Source organism: Micrococcales bacterium (assembly GCA_009784895.1).
GTDB lineage: Bacteria > Actinomycetota > Actinomycetes > Actinomycetales > WQXJ01 > WQXJ01.
In genome coordinates, this window is sequence record WQXJ01000033.1 from 1 (window position 1) to 13,939 (window position 13,939).

Annotated in this window: 12 protein-coding genes and 1 CRISPR repeat array; of the genes, 4 read left to right on the plus strand and 8 right to left on the minus strand. The window is 62.0% G+C overall.

Translation table 11 applies throughout. The annotated features are described in order from the left end of the window. Nucleotides 1-33: 33 nt before the first annotated feature. Nucleotides 34-1,100: a CRISPR direct-repeat array (repeat unit 29 nt; unit sequence GGGATCACCCCCGCTCGCGCGGGGAACAC). A 526-nt stretch (nt 1,101-1,626) separates the two neighbouring features. The 8 genes from cas1e to FWD29_06875 all read right to left on the minus strand — a co-directional run bounded on the left by cas1e (nt 1,627) and on the right by FWD29_06875 (nt 11,197). Then, complete coding sequence (gene cas1e / locus FWD29_06840) at nt 1,627-2,580, minus strand: type I-E CRISPR-associated endonuclease Cas1e (protein MCL2803650.1); 954 nt, start codon at nt 2,578-2,580, stop codon at nt 1,627-1,629. Nucleotides 2,581-2,587: 7 nt separating this feature from the next. Further along, the gene (gene cas6e / locus FWD29_06845) at nt 2,588-3,238 is read right to left on the minus strand and encodes a type I-E CRISPR-associated protein Cas6/Cse3/CasE (GenBank protein ID MCL2803651.1); all 651 of its coding nucleotides are present in this window, start codon (nt 3,236-3,238) and stop codon (nt 2,588-2,590) included. Beyond that, nucleotides 3,238-3,957, minus strand: coding sequence for a type I-E CRISPR-associated protein Cas5/CasD (gene cas5e / locus FWD29_06850; protein MCL2803652.1), 720 nt, complete (start codon nt 3,955-3,957; stop codon nt 3,238-3,240). The genes cas6e and cas5e overlap by 1 nt, the downstream gene beginning before the upstream one ends. Further along, nucleotides 3,954-5,084, minus strand: a complete 1,131-nt coding sequence (gene cas7e / locus FWD29_06855; protein ID MCL2803653.1) for a type I-E CRISPR-associated protein Cas7/Cse4/CasC — start codon at nt 5,082-5,084, stop codon at nt 3,954-3,956. The genes cas5e and cas7e overlap by 4 nt, the downstream gene beginning before the upstream one ends. Nucleotides 5,085-5,735: 651 nt before the next feature. Next, entirely contained in the window at nt 5,736-7,409 is a 1,674-nt protein-coding gene (gene casA, locus FWD29_06860) for a type I-E CRISPR-associated protein Cse1/CasA (GenBank protein MCL2803654.1), read from the minus strand. Then, nucleotides 7,402-10,386, minus strand: a complete 2,985-nt coding sequence (cas3, locus tag FWD29_06865) for a CRISPR-associated helicase Cas3' (GenBank protein ID MCL2803655.1) — start codon at nt 10,384-10,386, stop codon at nt 7,402-7,404. Before cas3 ends, casA begins: the two co-directional genes overlap by 8 nt. A 135-nt stretch (nt 10,387-10,521) precedes the next feature. Further along, nucleotides 10,522-10,740: a hypothetical protein gene (locus FWD29_06870; GenBank protein ID MCL2803656.1), complete on the minus strand. Its 219-nt coding sequence runs from the start codon at nt 10,738-10,740 to the stop codon at nt 10,522-10,524. A gap of 184 nt (nt 10,741-10,924) precedes the next feature. After that, nucleotides 10,925-11,197 carry an AbrB/MazE/SpoVT family DNA-binding domain-containing protein gene (locus FWD29_06875; GenBank protein MCL2803657.1) on the minus strand — a complete coding sequence of 91 codons (273 nt, stop codon included), beginning with the start codon at nt 11,195-11,197 and terminating at the stop codon, nt 10,925-10,927. Between the two features lie 416 nt (nt 11,198-11,613). On the opposite strand from FWD29_06875, the gene FWD29_06880 reads away from it, so the two are divergent. The 4 genes from FWD29_06880 (at nt 11,614) to FWD29_06895 (ending at nt 13,686) form a co-directional block, all read left to right on the plus strand. Continuing rightward, on the plus strand, nt 11,614-12,093 hold the full coding sequence (locus FWD29_06880) for a Panacea domain-containing protein (GenBank protein ID MCL2803658.1): 480 nt from the start codon (nt 11,614-11,616) through the stop codon (nt 12,091-12,093). A 146-nt stretch (nt 12,094-12,239) separates the two neighbouring features. Next, nucleotides 12,240-12,584 carry a hypothetical protein gene (locus tag FWD29_06885; GenBank protein ID MCL2803659.1) on the plus strand — a complete coding sequence of 115 codons (345 nt, stop codon included), beginning with the start codon at nt 12,240-12,242 and terminating at the stop codon, nt 12,582-12,584. Nucleotides 12,585-12,628: 44 nt separating this feature from the next. Further along, a complete protein-coding gene (locus FWD29_06890; GenBank protein ID MCL2803660.1) occupies nt 12,629-13,435 on the plus strand; it encodes a nucleotidyl transferase AbiEii/AbiGii toxin family protein in 807 nt (268 codons plus the stop codon). Then, complete coding sequence (locus FWD29_06895; GenBank protein MCL2803661.1) at nt 13,432-13,686, plus strand: hypothetical protein; 255 nt, start codon at nt 13,432-13,434, stop codon at nt 13,684-13,686. Before FWD29_06890 ends, FWD29_06895 begins: the two co-directional genes overlap by 4 nt. Nucleotides 13,687-13,939: the final 253 nt, after the last annotated feature.

Here is a 13,939-nt window from a genome sequence, read left to right on the forward strand (position 1 = left end):
CAGGGCCTCAACCAGGTCGCGGGCGTCACTCTCGGGATCACCCCCGCTCGCGCGGGGAACACAGCGCCTCAGCGATGGCACACAACTCACGGAAGGGATCACCCCCGCTCGCGCGGGGAACACCCCCGCCCGTAGCGCATCCATGGCCTCACGCTGGGATCACCCCCGCTCGCGCGGGGAACACAAACTGGCCGCCGCCAAGGTTATGGCTAAACAGGGATCACCCCCGCTCGCGCGGGGAACACCACGGATCGGACAGGCTCAATTCTTGGCAGATGGGATCACCCCCGCTCGCGCGGGGAACACATTATCGGGATCGTACTTGCGGCCCTGATGACGGGATCACCCCCGCTCGCGCGGGGAACACGGCCTCACGGAGTCCCTTGAGGTCGCCGGGCAGGGATCACCCCCGCTCGCGCGGGGAACACGCGCGCTCAGTCTGGCGGTTGAGGCAGCCGGCGGGATCACCCCCGCTCGCGCGGGGAACACATTTCGCCGGGCACACCTGTGTTACCTGGGTCGGGATCACCCCCGCTCGCGCGGGGAACACAGTGTCGGGGCCGTGCCAGTCGCCGTCGGGCTGGGATCACCCCCGCTCGCGCGGGGAACACTCGGGGTGGGCTTTCAGCCAGAGCAGATTCTGGGGATCACCCCCGCTCGCGCGGGGAACACCTGGACCGTCCACAGGACCGAAGCCAGTCTTAGGGATCACCCCCGCTCGCGCGGGGAACACTCGGCGTCCCGTGCCGATATTGTGGCAATAGCGGGATCACCCCCGCTCGCGCGGGGAACACTGCGAAGTCCACTTCGATCCTTACTTCTGGTGGGGATCACCCCCGCTCGCGCGGGGAACACATCACGACATCGCCCGGTTGGAGCTGGAAGACGGGATCACCCCCGCTCGCGCGGGGAACACATCCACTGGGCATACCTGTACCGCTTGGCAGAGGGATCACCCCCGCTCGCGCGGGGAACACTTGGAGACTGCCCGTAGCGGGCTGGATCGGACGGGATCACCCCCGCTCGCGCGGGGAACACACCGTGAGGCCGTTTGCTGTGGCCCCATTCTCGGGATCACCCCCGCTCGCGCGGGGAACACACTTGCTCACTTGGGATCCTAGCGCGGATCACTATCGGTTAGATTCACTTCACTTTCGTCGGTGGAGGGTCGACAGGCTTTGCCTGGCTCAGCATGGGGCGAGTCCGGGTCCATCGCGTCCGAGCGGCGCGACTCCACGGCTGTTCGATAGTCCCGATGCTTTCGGGCATTACTCGTCGGAGTGGTTACAGCACCACCGGTTGGTTCAGTCGACCGGTGGATGCTTCCTCCGGGTTCGGGCCGGTGTCGGCGCCTGGATGCCACTGTTCGGCGCATTAGGGTCAACCCATCGAGATCGACCGTCTCCCATGCGTGGTTGTGAGACCTGAAGTCTAGGCCTTGCTCTGATCGACAGCTCCACACCATCAAAGCGCGACCCTGGCTAACGTCTTCGATTATCCTCTCCCAGAGCCGTTCCCGGACTCGCTTGGAGGTATGGCCGACGTAAACGCCGGGGGCGATTTCCAGTAGCCATCGCGTCAAGGCTCCTCGCAGTCTGCTGGGTGTGACCGAGAGTACAACTGCGATCATTGCCAATCCTTGGCCATGCCGTAGGAAGTGCCGGCAGGTACGACACCGTCGCGGCCGTCCCACAGGCTTACGGTGTCGTCCGAATCGCCACTGGAATCGACCCCTGATTCTCCCGTGAGCAACCACTTTATGTCCCCGACGCATCGTTCCAGTAATCCATCGGCAAACATGCGGTCGCGCATGGCCCTACGAACGCGCCCGGAAAGGTCACTCGGGTTTTCCGCTGCGGCACCGAAAGCCACAGGGATTGCGGTCTCGGCCTTGTACAGGTCTGCGATGTCAAACACAAAAGCCCGCTCATGGCCCGTGTGCACGAACCCAAGACCCGGCGAACACCCGAGCGCGACAACGACGGCGTGAACCGCGCCATAGAGGCACATTGTCGCCGCCGTCAATGCCTGGTTGACGGAGTCAGAAGCCGCGAAATCACCCGGCCGGAAGTCGCGCCTTGACCAGGTCAGACCAGCTTGGGCCGCGTTGTCTCGATAAGCCCTGCGGACTCGCGCGCCTTCCCGACCTCGGAGCTGCTGCATGGTAAGCCCGGAGACATCCTCGTCGGGAAACCTCATCGCGTACATCGCGCGGGCGACTGCCAGTCGGTCACCGCGACGTGACACCAGCCGGGCCTGAGCTTCGAGCAGCTTGGTCGAGGCGGCGAGCGACCGGCCGTGGGCGTAGTACCTAACGCCGCTTTCGCCAACCCAAACGACGGATGCGCCACTCTCCCCTAGCAAGGCAATTGCCTGGTGGGTAACTTTGGTTCCGGGCCCCAAGAGCAAGGCCCCCACGGCGGCGACGGGAACGTGAATCCTACCCTTTTCGTCTGTGGCGGTCACTGCACTGTCTTCGCGGGAAATTGTGCAATGCTCAAAGTACGCGAACGTGAATCGGCCTTGCGCCCGGACGAGCTCAGTGCGCCGCGGAGGCCGAGCACCTGGAATGCTGGTCATCGGTTGGTCACCGTTTTGCCGCCGACCGGGCGAGGGTAATCAGTCCGCAGCCGTAGGCCTTTCCGTGGCCGGCGCCGTTGACGAGCACCTCACGTAGGGAGGCTACGGAGGCGACTTCAAGTACACCATCGAAGGTGGCCTTTGCCAGTGTCACCTGTTCGCCACCTCTCCGGAACCTTTGTACAACTCGGTCACGAACAACCAACTCGCGCCGTCCATTCACAGCTGCGATGTCAAAGCCCCAATTTGACACACGATCCAACAGCCACTGCTCTTGCTGTGCCGCGGTGACGTGGCCAAACCGACGCCCGTCTCTCGACGAATCACTTCTGCTCGGGTTGGCGGCTAGCCGAAAGGCCCATTTCTGACCAACCGCGAGCCGGTCTAGCAGAGGACCATACCGCCGCGTGACACATTCATCATTTGATGTCGTCAGACCTGCTTGCTCGATGATGTGGGAGAACTCGGGCGGGTAGCGGCTCACCACGTAAAGCCAGGTCAAATTGGGATCGTTGTCGACCCGCCACAATACCCTCCCGAGCTCGGGTTTCGGCTGCTGAAAGGAAGCCATGATCGCTCCGTGCATTAGGTGAGGAGAACCAAGAAGCCTGCGGGCGCCACGCCTGGCACGGGCGACTCTGAGCCTTGACAGATACATCACGCACCTTCCAGGGTTGCCATCGGGTCATGGGCCAGCGGAACGGCTAGACGGCCGTCCGGGTTTGGCATCGAAACGTAGCTTCGGACAACCGAACGCGCACCCCACTTCCGGAACCGGGGATCGTAACTGACCGGGCCATCGTTTTCGGTTGTCTTCCATTCACCGCGGATGTCGCCAGGAGCCGCTTCGGCATCACCGCGGATCTCGACGTCTACAGTCCCCGGCTGATGTCGCCGCCACCAACGGGCAGCTTGCCAAGGCTCTTCTTCTAGCGCCTTCCACAGTGGTGTAGGGCGGATGCCCAAATCAAACGGTGGTTGCGGAACGCATGACCGTCTGCCTAGATACAGGGGGAAAACTGGGCACCTGATTGCGTCATTGAGGGTACTAATTAGGCTGCAAGGCCCTTCGACTCCGGCTAGGAATACTGCATCAGTCAAGTAGAAGCGATGTGTAAGGGGATACGCGTGGCACCCATCAACTGACCTGGCCGTCTGAAGGTCTTCTTCGATTCTCCCCGGTTGGTCGATTCGCACTCCGAATCGCAGGGACAGGAGCTCTTCCAGAGGATCTGAGCGACGCAACCCTCGTGCTGCGGCGAGCAGTCCCACAACCCCGCTTTTTGTTGGCGCGGCGTCGGTGAGCCGGCGGGTAAAGCGAGAGGATCCACCCCACGACTGCAAGGGTCCGGCCAGCCGAAGCAGGAGCGTGCTCACGACGCCGCCCCAAGAAGCCGCTGCTCCAGGAGCTCCTCCAGGGCCCTGACGGCGTTGTCAAGCGGGAGCGAGTCGCCCAAGACTGCCACAGTTTCGCCAATTGTGCCAATGCCGGTGGTGAAACAAGCCACAGGTGGTGACCCGTATGTAAGGTCGACCGCCTTTGCGTATTCCACCAGTCTGGCAGTAGACCGGCTTACGTAGCCGCCCTGCGTAGATGCCACAACAGGCTCTTCAAAGGCGCCGACCCATGACACCGGCCTGTCGTCCCGCAAACAGACAACTACAAGCTCAGGCAGCGTACGGTTAGCAAAGGTGTTTTGCTTGCCTGTTGGCATTGATTTGACGAACGCCTGTAGGAAGGCGGAAGCCGCTCTGACTGTGGCCCGTAAGTCACCGAGACTTGCGTTCAAGGAGTCTATATCTAGGGTTGCATATCGGTACAAGGTCGCTGAATTGAACTCAACCGTGCCGATCATTCCTGCGCCGGCATCCTCTTCCGCCGTCCCAGCCTTGACATCATCAACGGCCGTGAAGTAGTCGTATTCGAATTCCACACCGTGGGTTGACAATGCGTGGGCGACTTGGCATGAGGCATCAACATTCAGGTCAGACACATCCGCCACCATTCGGCCAAAGAGAGCCAAGTCAACAGAGTTCTTGCCCTTGATCAGTCCTTGGGCTTCCCGCCTGTCGACCTCGGCCTGATCACGTAGAGCCTCTGAAGCAAGTTCGCCAAGAGCAGCAATCTGCTGGTTCGACAGAAATAGTAGGTAGCCGGTTTCTTTGGGTCCATCCTTCCCACGCGACTCTTTGACCTTTATCCCGGTCGCGGTGAGCGCCTTTTCTGCAAACACAAGGGCTTCTTCTTCCGTGGCGTCCGGTGTGGCGTCCAAGACGCGCTCGGCAATAAGCTCAACCACCCGCTTGGTGCGAGTGCCGAGCTCTGAAAAGTCGAGGTACCCCCTAAACGCCTCACGTGCCGCGTGTTTCCAGGCTTGCGACGACACTCGCGCTCGTCGTACTCCGCCAAAAATGGCAGTTTTTGGTGAGCCCGTGTCGTCGCGGTTGAGGTTGGATGGAGGGACAGTATGAAGCAAGTGAAGGTCAATTATTGTCCTAGGCATTTTGGTCCTCCGAGTTTGAGCTTGGTGAATCGGACTGTGTCGTAGTGGGACTAGTGGGCTGCCGATAATATTGGCGAGCCCAGGCACGCCGTACGTCGTTGGTTCGACCGGGCAGTTGGAAGAAGAAGAGGTCATCTGCAAAAAGCCCGTAGTCAAAGGCGATTTCGAATCTGCGGAGTTGTTCCACCGGTGATCGCAGGTGGTACGAAAGCTCCGCGAATGATGTCGCCGTCACCAGCGCATTGAATCGCCTGCGAACGGGGCCCGGGCCATCCCCGCCTGAACCGACTCGGTCGTTGAGTTGTCTGATCGCCTGACCAAACGCGAGACCGCGCCGATGCATCGGAATCGCCGTGCCCCGCTGATGCAGCGCGAAAAGTGTGAGCGCCGCATGGATGGCGGATTCCTCGGCGGTCGGAGAGTCGTCTTGTGGCTTACCAGGAGCACCCGCCATCGTCACGTCCCAAATGGTCGCGTCAACACCCGGAGCACGTCCGATGTTCGCTCTCAGTCGGGCCAGCGTTGCCACCGTCGCGGGCCTCGCGCTCGTCGCCAGTAGCTCCTCGACGCACTGCGTTACGAACCTGCCCACCGGTCCGGCAAAGGCGACCCGCCGCCTGCTCACATTTGGTCCCTTCGTACTTGTGTGGCTCATGCCACGCCTTCCTTTCTTGTGCTGGAAAGATCTAGGTAGGCATCCGGCAAAACCCTTCGCAGGTTTTTTCTGAACCGGGCAATTGCCAGGCCTGCGTCGCGAAATACTCCGCCGGCTTCTCGACCGACCAGAGCAGCGGGGCCAGCTTCATCCACCGCCCGATCTGCGAGTCGGGTCACAATGCGGCGCACGGTGATCTGCCACGCTAGTCCCCACTCAACTGCAGATGCCGTATCGACTAGGCCTCGCAGCTTTTGACGGAACTCGCCGTCAAGCGCAAAGTAAGCCCATGCCTGCACTTGCTGTCTTGAACTGCCAGAATCCTGTGATGCTCCCGAAGCGAGGGCGATGTCCCTGGCCAGTGATCCAAGCAGTGTCACTGCTTCGATGGCCTTCCCAGCTGCGCTGACGGCCTCATCGGCCAGGTCTCGCGAAGCAGGGGACAGCAGCCGTGACGGGAGCTCCAGCTCGTCGTTGAACGCCTCGTCATAGGCCGATTCTTTAGTGCCGTAGGTCATTCCAACGGCCCGGACACGGACCAGTCGCTGATCAATCGCGCCGAGCTCTTCCAAGCGCGCTGCCCATTCGACTATGGCCGGCACCCGCCGAGGGGGCGGCCCAGAACCGCTGGTCCCGGGCAGCCCGAGCGGTAGCAGCCCTGCCAGGCCACGCCAGAGCGCCCTGCCTGGCTGGTGCCTTGCTGGCATGTATGTGTCCCGCTTTGCCGTTTTGCTTTGCGGGTCGGAATAGCGCCAACCGCTCATGGGCTCGAACGAGTAGCCGTTGTGCCCAGTCAGTTTGTCACCCTGGCAATTCACCACCGAGGTTGACCGACTGGCCGTTCCTCCCAGAAGGATTCGTCGACTTGCCCAGGTGTAGACGTCAAGTGGGCCACTCGGCGGCCGGTAGGCGGGAAGCACGGCGTCCTCGGGCCACCCTTGCGGCGCCGGTGTCAGAGGCGCGCGTTCCCAGATCGGCAAGTCCTGATTGGTGACCTCTATGCCGACTATCGAGGGCACTAGCAGGTTGAGCATCAGCGTTTCGGACAAGCTGTCGCCCACCATGTGGACCCCGCCAAGCTGCCCAGCCCAACCAGTACCGATGCCATAGCCCTTGCCGCCTTTCACCCTAGGGTCGCCCTGTGCCCCGGAATGAATGCCCGCGACGTCGAAAGCTTGGGCGTGGATCAACCAACGGGCCGCCTCTGCCCAACCCAAGCTCTGCCGGTGTTCCCCAAGGCGGGTTGTCAGGAATGACGATGAGCCCGAGCCATCACAAATGATCTTTGACAGGTCAGATGTCTCGCTCTTGCTGGTATGTAGACCAGCAACCTGCATGAAAGGACACTCTGGGTGCATCAGCCAGAATCGGTCGCGAAAACGACTCAAGTAGCCTGCCACATCCGCAGCGGCGCTGTCCCAGTCAGCCTTTATCTCACGCCAGTGGTCTAGATCCTGCGGGCCGCCAACCGCACGATGCAGGACTGCAAGAAGCACCCTAAGGATGGCAAAGTCCTGGGTGGGCAACTCACCGGAAATCCCCCTAATGGAGCCCGCCCGGCGAAACACATCAAGCAGACTCACTTCAGTCCGCTGACCCGTGTCATCGAGAACTGCCAACCAAGGTTCATCGATCAGGCTAAAAAACGTTGGCGGCGCCGCATCATTCATTGGGACTCCTCCTATTCACCTCGAGCCCAACCTGAGGGCCGTAAGTCATGTCATAGTCTGTACCCGACCACCGACACGCCTCGTCGAGTGGCAACACCAACTCTCCAACCAGGTCTGGCGACTGCTGCCAAGCAGCAGGCATTTGGCGCTCGAGTTCGCTTATCAGGTGGTCGCCCGCCTCACCCTCGCAGACCCAGTCCGGCAAGTTGACACTTGTGCCAGCCAGAGCCCTTCGAACCGCCGGGGACGGCACCTCTCCCATCGGAACGCCGCGCCCGGCAAGTGCGGACAAGCTCAGCCCCGCGCCAGCCGTAAGCCAGTCCGGCAACCGCCATTGTCCTGCGCTGTCTGTTTGCACCACCAGTACGGCGAAGCCTCCTCCGGTGTCCCTAACTTGCGCGCGGGCGCCGTCGACATCGGCCTCACCCAAGCTTGCGTCTAGCCATCCAATCAGGCCAGTGTTTTCGGCGCCTGGGGCCGCCAAGCGAAAAGCACTCGCCGCGCTTCGCTTTGCGGCCTGTTTTGCCTCGCTGGCCAACCGGGCTCTGGTCATCGCCTCCTGCCAGCCTTCCGGTCCCAATGGTTCCTCACCATAGGCTTGTTGCACCAGCGGGGCGATGTCATCCGGCAGCCGCATTGCGTTGTCCGAGCCGGTCAAGTCCAATACTTGGGCAGCGGCTCGAAACAGCAGATGCTCCCCGTATACGGTTCGACTACCGGATGCCACGACTGGTGGTGCTGCTGCCCAGTCTTCCACGCCCACAACCACACAGCGGGGAGTGCCAAGCCGGCCCGGGCGCTGATCAAGTGGCCGGTCGTGGCGGTGCAATCGCCCGATCCGCTGAAGCATGAGGTCGGTTGGCGCCAAATCGGTGACCAACAGGTCGAAATCCAAATCCAAGCTCTGTTCGACCACTTGGGTTGCTACGACAATCAGTCTTTCCGGCCTTGATCCGCGTGAGCCGTCTGCCGGATGCCTGCCAAGGCACCTAACGAGACTCTTTTCGCGTGCCAGGCGATCTGCGACCAAAAAGCGCGAATGCAGAAGCACCACCTCCACCTCACCAAACGCCTTGGCCAAATCACGAAAGGTGGACTGAGCACGCGCGACAGTGTTGCGCACGACCAGGGCGCATCCTCCCAGAGCCAGGGCTTCGGCCAACAGACCTGAGACCGCATCATCGCGTGCGGTTTCAATCCGGACATTCCGAACCCTTGATGACGGCATAACCGGTAGTGAGATAGTGGCCCCGTCCTGGAGAAACGTTGCGACTGTGGAGGCTGGCTCGGTGGCGCACGATGGCGCTGGCACGGTCTCCAAGGCACTGGCCTCGACCTTCCACGAGGCCGGTTGACGCCGCCGAGGCCTCGAGTAGTCGAGTCCACGGCGATAGGCTTCTATCAGGTCCTGTCTAAGCCGAACTGGGAGGGTGGCCGACAAAGCCACGACGGGAACGCGATATGCGCCCAACCATTCGATGGCTCGGGATAAGTAGGTGTTCATGTAGGCGTCAAAACCATGGATTTCGTCAAGGATTACTACCTTTCGGGCCATTGCCAGGTGTCGCAGCGCAACGTGCTTGGCTTGCAGCGCAGTGAAAAGTACTTGATCGATCGTGCCCACCACGAAATCGGCCAGGACCCCTTTGCGACGTCCCGACAGCCACGAGTCGACGTAGGCGCCGCCAGTAATGGTCATTCCCCTAGCTTGGTCATCTCGGCCGACATCCAAGACCCGGGAACCAGCCCGGAGAATGTTTCTGAAGTCTGGATTCAGCCATGCCTTTCCGTGAGCCAAGAAAACTGACCGGCCGCCTTTGCCCGGCAGGCCATCAGGCAGCACTGCCTCACCGTCGGCGGTCGCGGGTTGGCAGGAGATCCATTCCATCAAACGTCTGAACATTGCATCACTTGTGGCTTGCGTGGGCAGAGCAATCATCACGCCACCGGCACCGCTCCTACCGGCCAAGATTTCGGCCGCCAGCATGGCGGCTTCAGTCTTGCCCTCCCCCATTGGGGCTTCGACGATAAGGATTCCGTTGGGATCCATTGACCTGGCCACCTCGACAACAGTCACCTGAACCGGCCGAGCCACGGTTCCTGCAGGCAAGGCAAAGCGGGACCCAAGCAATTGGTCGGCGGTTCCGTGGACCTCGGAGGCGGTCCATGGTCTCGGCAAGTTCACGCTGGCCCAGGCGATGTCCAGCCGCTTTCTATCGTCCTGCACTGGCTGCGGCAGCGGGCGATCATCGCCGATCGGCACACAAGGAAAGAGATCATCGTTGGAAGACAGCCAATCCGAAACCACAATCAGGCTCAAAAGCAGCGCTAGTGGGGGCTTGGCTAAGCCACGCCAAGACTTGCCGGCCAAATAGGAATTGGCGTCAGTCACGCCAGCCATGTGGTCGAGAAGCTCGTGTTGCAGACTCACCCACAGCCCGGCACCGAGCAGTGCCTGCTGGCGCTCACCAGCTCGCCTTGCCCAGTTGAGTTCTTGGACCCCTGTCGGGATGCCGTGATGACCGCTGATTGCTGACGCAAGTCGCCCGCCTTCGGTGCGCGTATCCCAGCCAAACCGCTCAGAGAGCCAACGCTCCAGTACCACCTGACCCGCAAGACCGTGCGGCATCCTTTGCCGATCGGTCATCTCCCTGTCAGTTCTTGCCATAGCCAAACCGCGCTGTGCCATTTCGTCGCGGAGCGTCGGAACTTGAACGGCAAAAGCCGGAGTTGCTTTGCCAACGTCATGAACCCCGGCCAGAAACGCCACGAGAGCGCGAGCAGAGGCCTCACCACCGACGGCGAGCGCCAGTTGCTCCTTTACGGCTGCCGGTATCCACTCATCCCATAACCGACCGGCCACGGCAGCCGCGTCGCGCAGGTGGCGCCAGAGCGGGTTCCACAGCTCAACCGCGGTTCCCGGTGGCCCGATTGGCCAGCTCTTCCCCCAGGCTGTCCGTGCAATGTCACTTAACACGCCAACCTCCAATTGCGTTCAGGCCGACATAGACCCAGCACCGAGGCTACTCGGGCCGCTCGCGCTTTGCGCGTGGCGACCCCTTGGTTGCCGACAAATGTGGCGGCACCGAACCCGGCGCGGTAAGGGGCGCGGCTAGTCGCTGCCCCCGAGATAAGCCGCCGGGCTCATGACCCGGGGATGAGTCAACTCGGCGTCCAGCAGATCCTTGTCGCCAGTGAGGATGACATCCGCCCCAGCCGCGACCGCGGCTCGCAGGATCGGCTGGTCTTTCGGGTCACGCAATAGGACTTCGCCAGGTTGGCCCCGCGCGGGCGTCGCGACGAAGGACACCCCCTGGGCCAGGTAGGCCATGAACTGGGGACCAGATCCAACCGGTCGGGAAACTTGCGGGCAAACACGTCGCTGAATTCGGTCACTGTGTAATCACAGACCAGTGCCTCGTCCTCACCGCCAAAGAGGGCCACCAGCGCCATGCGGGTCTGACTGTGCTCAAAAAGGGCGGCCGACACCAGCACATTCGTGTCGACAAGGATTCTCACTTGGCACGCTTTTCCCGTCGCAGATCAGTAACAAAGCTTGCCACCGCGTCCTCGTCAACAAAGCCAGCTTGCTCGGCGTCCCCTGCGACCAGGTCACCGAGCCATTGCAGGGCGTACACCGCCGGGTTGATCATGACGGCTTTTTGGCCGTCCCAGACCATCATCACGCGATCACCGGTCTCAAGCCCCAGGTTGCGGCGGATCTCGATGGGAATCGTGATCTGGCCTTTTGGCAGGATCTTAGCTGTCTCCACTATCGGCGCCGTCATGGCTCAATTCTACCGGATGACTCCTGCAATTCCTACATCTAGGAGTTTCGGGCCGCAGCCGCCAAGCGCGCCGGTCGGCAAGGACCCGCCGCGCTCACCGAATGTGGTCGTTAGGCCAAAACTCCCCATCGAATGGTGTCGTTAGGCCGTTTCGCCTTCGCGGCCAAGGGCGTTGTCCCTCGTGGCTGACACGGTGCCAATCCGCCAAACGGCGTAACGACACCGCAGGATTCGCCGAAACGTTGAAAGTGCCACATTCGATGCGCGACTCGCCCGACCTCACACCCACCCACAAGAAGGCGCCCGCACTGTGACAAGGGGCAGTGCTCGAGTCGAACAACTAAGAGCAGAAGCATCCGGGCTCGTAGACTTGGGGGGTCCTGGTGACCCAACTACAGGGAGGGAGCCAAGCCGGCATGACAAACGTCCATGACCTGGCCGCCTACATTCTTCGCCAGCACGGCGAAATGTCCACGACCAAGCTGCACAAGCTCTGCTATTACGCCCAGGGCCACTCACTGGCTTGGGACGGCGAACCGTTGTTCCACGAGGAGCTACAGGCCTGGTCAAACGGCCCGGTTTGCGCCGAGCTGTTCCACCGTCACCAGGGACGATTCAACCTCGAAACCTGTGACCCTGAAGGTGACCCCGAAGCCCTGAGCCAAGACCAGCGCGAAACAATTGACGCTGTCTTGGACGCCTACGGCCACCTCACGGGTTTCGAACTGTCGGTGCTTGCCGCCAGCGAACGGCCCTGGCGCGAGGCTCGCGGCGACTTGCATGGCGCCGAGCCATCCCACAACCCAATCGACCTCGACGTGATGCAGCAATTCTTCGTAGCCGAGATCGCCTCCGACGTCCCGGCAGACAAAACCCCACACCACGGCGACCACTGACCGTGAGCTCGAGCCACAAAAAGAGGACGCGGCGGTCCCCCGCCCCAACGGCCAAGCGCCGCCCTCCTGTTGCGCCTAACACCCGACAGCCTGGCGCGGCCAATCAAACCGACCGCGGCCAAATGTTTCGCTGGAGCCCCAGCGCAATGATCCGGAACGACAAGCTGACCAAGTCGATTCCCGGCGCCAACTGGGACCTCTCCTTCGACGAATGGCACCGGCTGCTGACCGTGTTGCAGGAGGCCACCAAGCTGACCTGGCGGGAGGTTTTGAACCAGGGGTCGCCAGGATCGCCCAGAAATCACCATCACGACGTGACGGCATTGCACCACGACGTCAAGCCCTTGTTCCACGGCGTGGCGGAAACAGCCTTCCGGATGCGACTTGATGGTGCCGAACGAATCTGGGGTTACACCACCGGCACCACCTTCTGGATCATGCTTTTCGACCGTAACCACCAGGTCTACCAAATCGAAAAGCGCCACACCTAGATGTGCCTCCAACCCACCTAGCCCCGCCGGTTAGGCTGAACGGCGTGAGCAAAACCGGCGGCGAACCAGGGCCTATCCGGGACCAGGCCGGGAACGGGTCTCCGACCCGACCGGATACTCCCGGCACGGCGCCCGCAAATCCGCCGGCACCTTATGCGGCGCCCAAACCCTCCGCCGCGCTTGAGCCGATTCTGGAATCCGCCGCCAGGCTGCAGCAGCTCGTGCCTAACGCTGTGCTGGTGGGAGGATCAGCGGCTGCGTTTCATGCCGGCCACCGGGTGTCCTTCGACCACGACCATACCCTGGCTGACCTGCGAGAACGGTTCGACCAGGTGCTCGAGGCAATAGAGGAAGACCCCAGCTTCCACCGCGCCAGGGTCCAACCCAAGAAGATCATCCTGGGCCGGCTGGGCGACATTGAGGTCGGAATACGTCAGCTGCGCCGCTCAAGGCCGCTGGAAACCGAACAGATCGAGCTACCCAGCGGCGCGAGGCTGACGGTGCCGACCTTGCCGGAGACGCTTCGAGTCAAGGCCTATTTGGCGGTGACCCGCAACCAAGTCCGTGATTACCTAGACATCGCCGCGCTATCAGACAAAATTGGGACCCCTGAGGCGGCCGAAGTCCTGAACCTGATTGACGAATACTACCCGGATGAAACCGCCGACCCGGCAGACCAACCAGTGAGGACCCAGCTCGTCACTCAGCTGGCCGCTCCCGCGCCATCGGACAAGAAAACCATCGACCAGTTGTCGCAGTACAAGTCGCTGCGGCCACCGTGGAACAAGTGGGAGCAAGTGGCGGATCGCTGCCTGGCGATCAGTCTGGCAATGGTGGGAAAGCGGGGTTGACACAAATGCCTCTGGTTTTCCGCAACATCGATGTCGAACCATCCGAGCCGGTTGCGAATTGGGGGGTCGAGGGGCTCCTAGCCGCCATTGAGCGGGGCCACGCGCCAGACTGGGAGAGGATTGCCGGCGCACTTGACACCGACACGAATGGCGCGGTGGCAGACGCGCTCGACCAGGCGCTTGGCTGCGCTAGGCCGTCGGGGCAAGTGGCTTTGTTCCGGGCTCTGCTTGCTCGGTCAAAACGACAATAGACACCTGTTGCTGCGGCGGCGGCCTGTTGCCCGATGCCGCCTTCCGGCCCCATGCGCAAGCGTCACCTGCCGGATTCGCCGCCTGGGCTGCTGCCTTGTGCCCGATCTTGTGACTGGCCTGTTGCCCGATGCCGCCTCCCGACCCCAAGCAAACGCACCGCCTGCCGGGTTCACTGCCAGACCCTCCGCCCTCGCGGCGCCAACCCAAAAACGCATGCCACCCGGGAACACCTTGGCCCTCGCGCGCCCTACT

Excerpts from the sequence above, each read along its gene's own strand:
- cas1e (MCL2803650.1), bottom strand. The coding sequence starts at position 2,580 with ATGACCAGCATTCCAGGTGCTCGGCCTCCGCGGCGCACTGAGCTCGTC.
- cas7e (MCL2803653.1), bottom strand. The coding sequence starts at position 5,084 with ATGCCTAGGACAATAATTGACCTTCACTTGCTTCATACTGTCCCTCCA.
- casA (MCL2803654.1), bottom strand. The coding sequence starts at position 7,409 with ATGAATGATGCGGCGCCGCCAACGTTTTTTAGCCTGATCGATGAACCT.
- FWD29_06870 (MCL2803656.1), bottom strand. The coding sequence starts at position 10,740 with ATGGCCTACCTGGCCCAGGGGGTGTCCTTCGTCGCGACGCCCGCGCGG.
- FWD29_06875 (MCL2803657.1), bottom strand. The coding sequence starts at position 11,197 with ATGACGGCGCCGATAGTGGAGACAGCTAAGATCCTGCCAAAAGGCCAG.
- FWD29_06880 (MCL2803658.1), top strand. The coding sequence starts at position 11,614 with ATGACAAACGTCCATGACCTGGCCGCCTACATTCTTCGCCAGCACGGC.
- FWD29_06885 (MCL2803659.1), top strand. The coding sequence starts at position 12,240 with ATGATCCGGAACGACAAGCTGACCAAGTCGATTCCCGGCGCCAACTGG.
- cas6e (MCL2803651.1), bottom strand. The coding sequence starts at position 3,238 with ATGTATCTGTCAAGGCTCAGAGTCGCCCGTGCCAGGCGTGGCGCCCGC.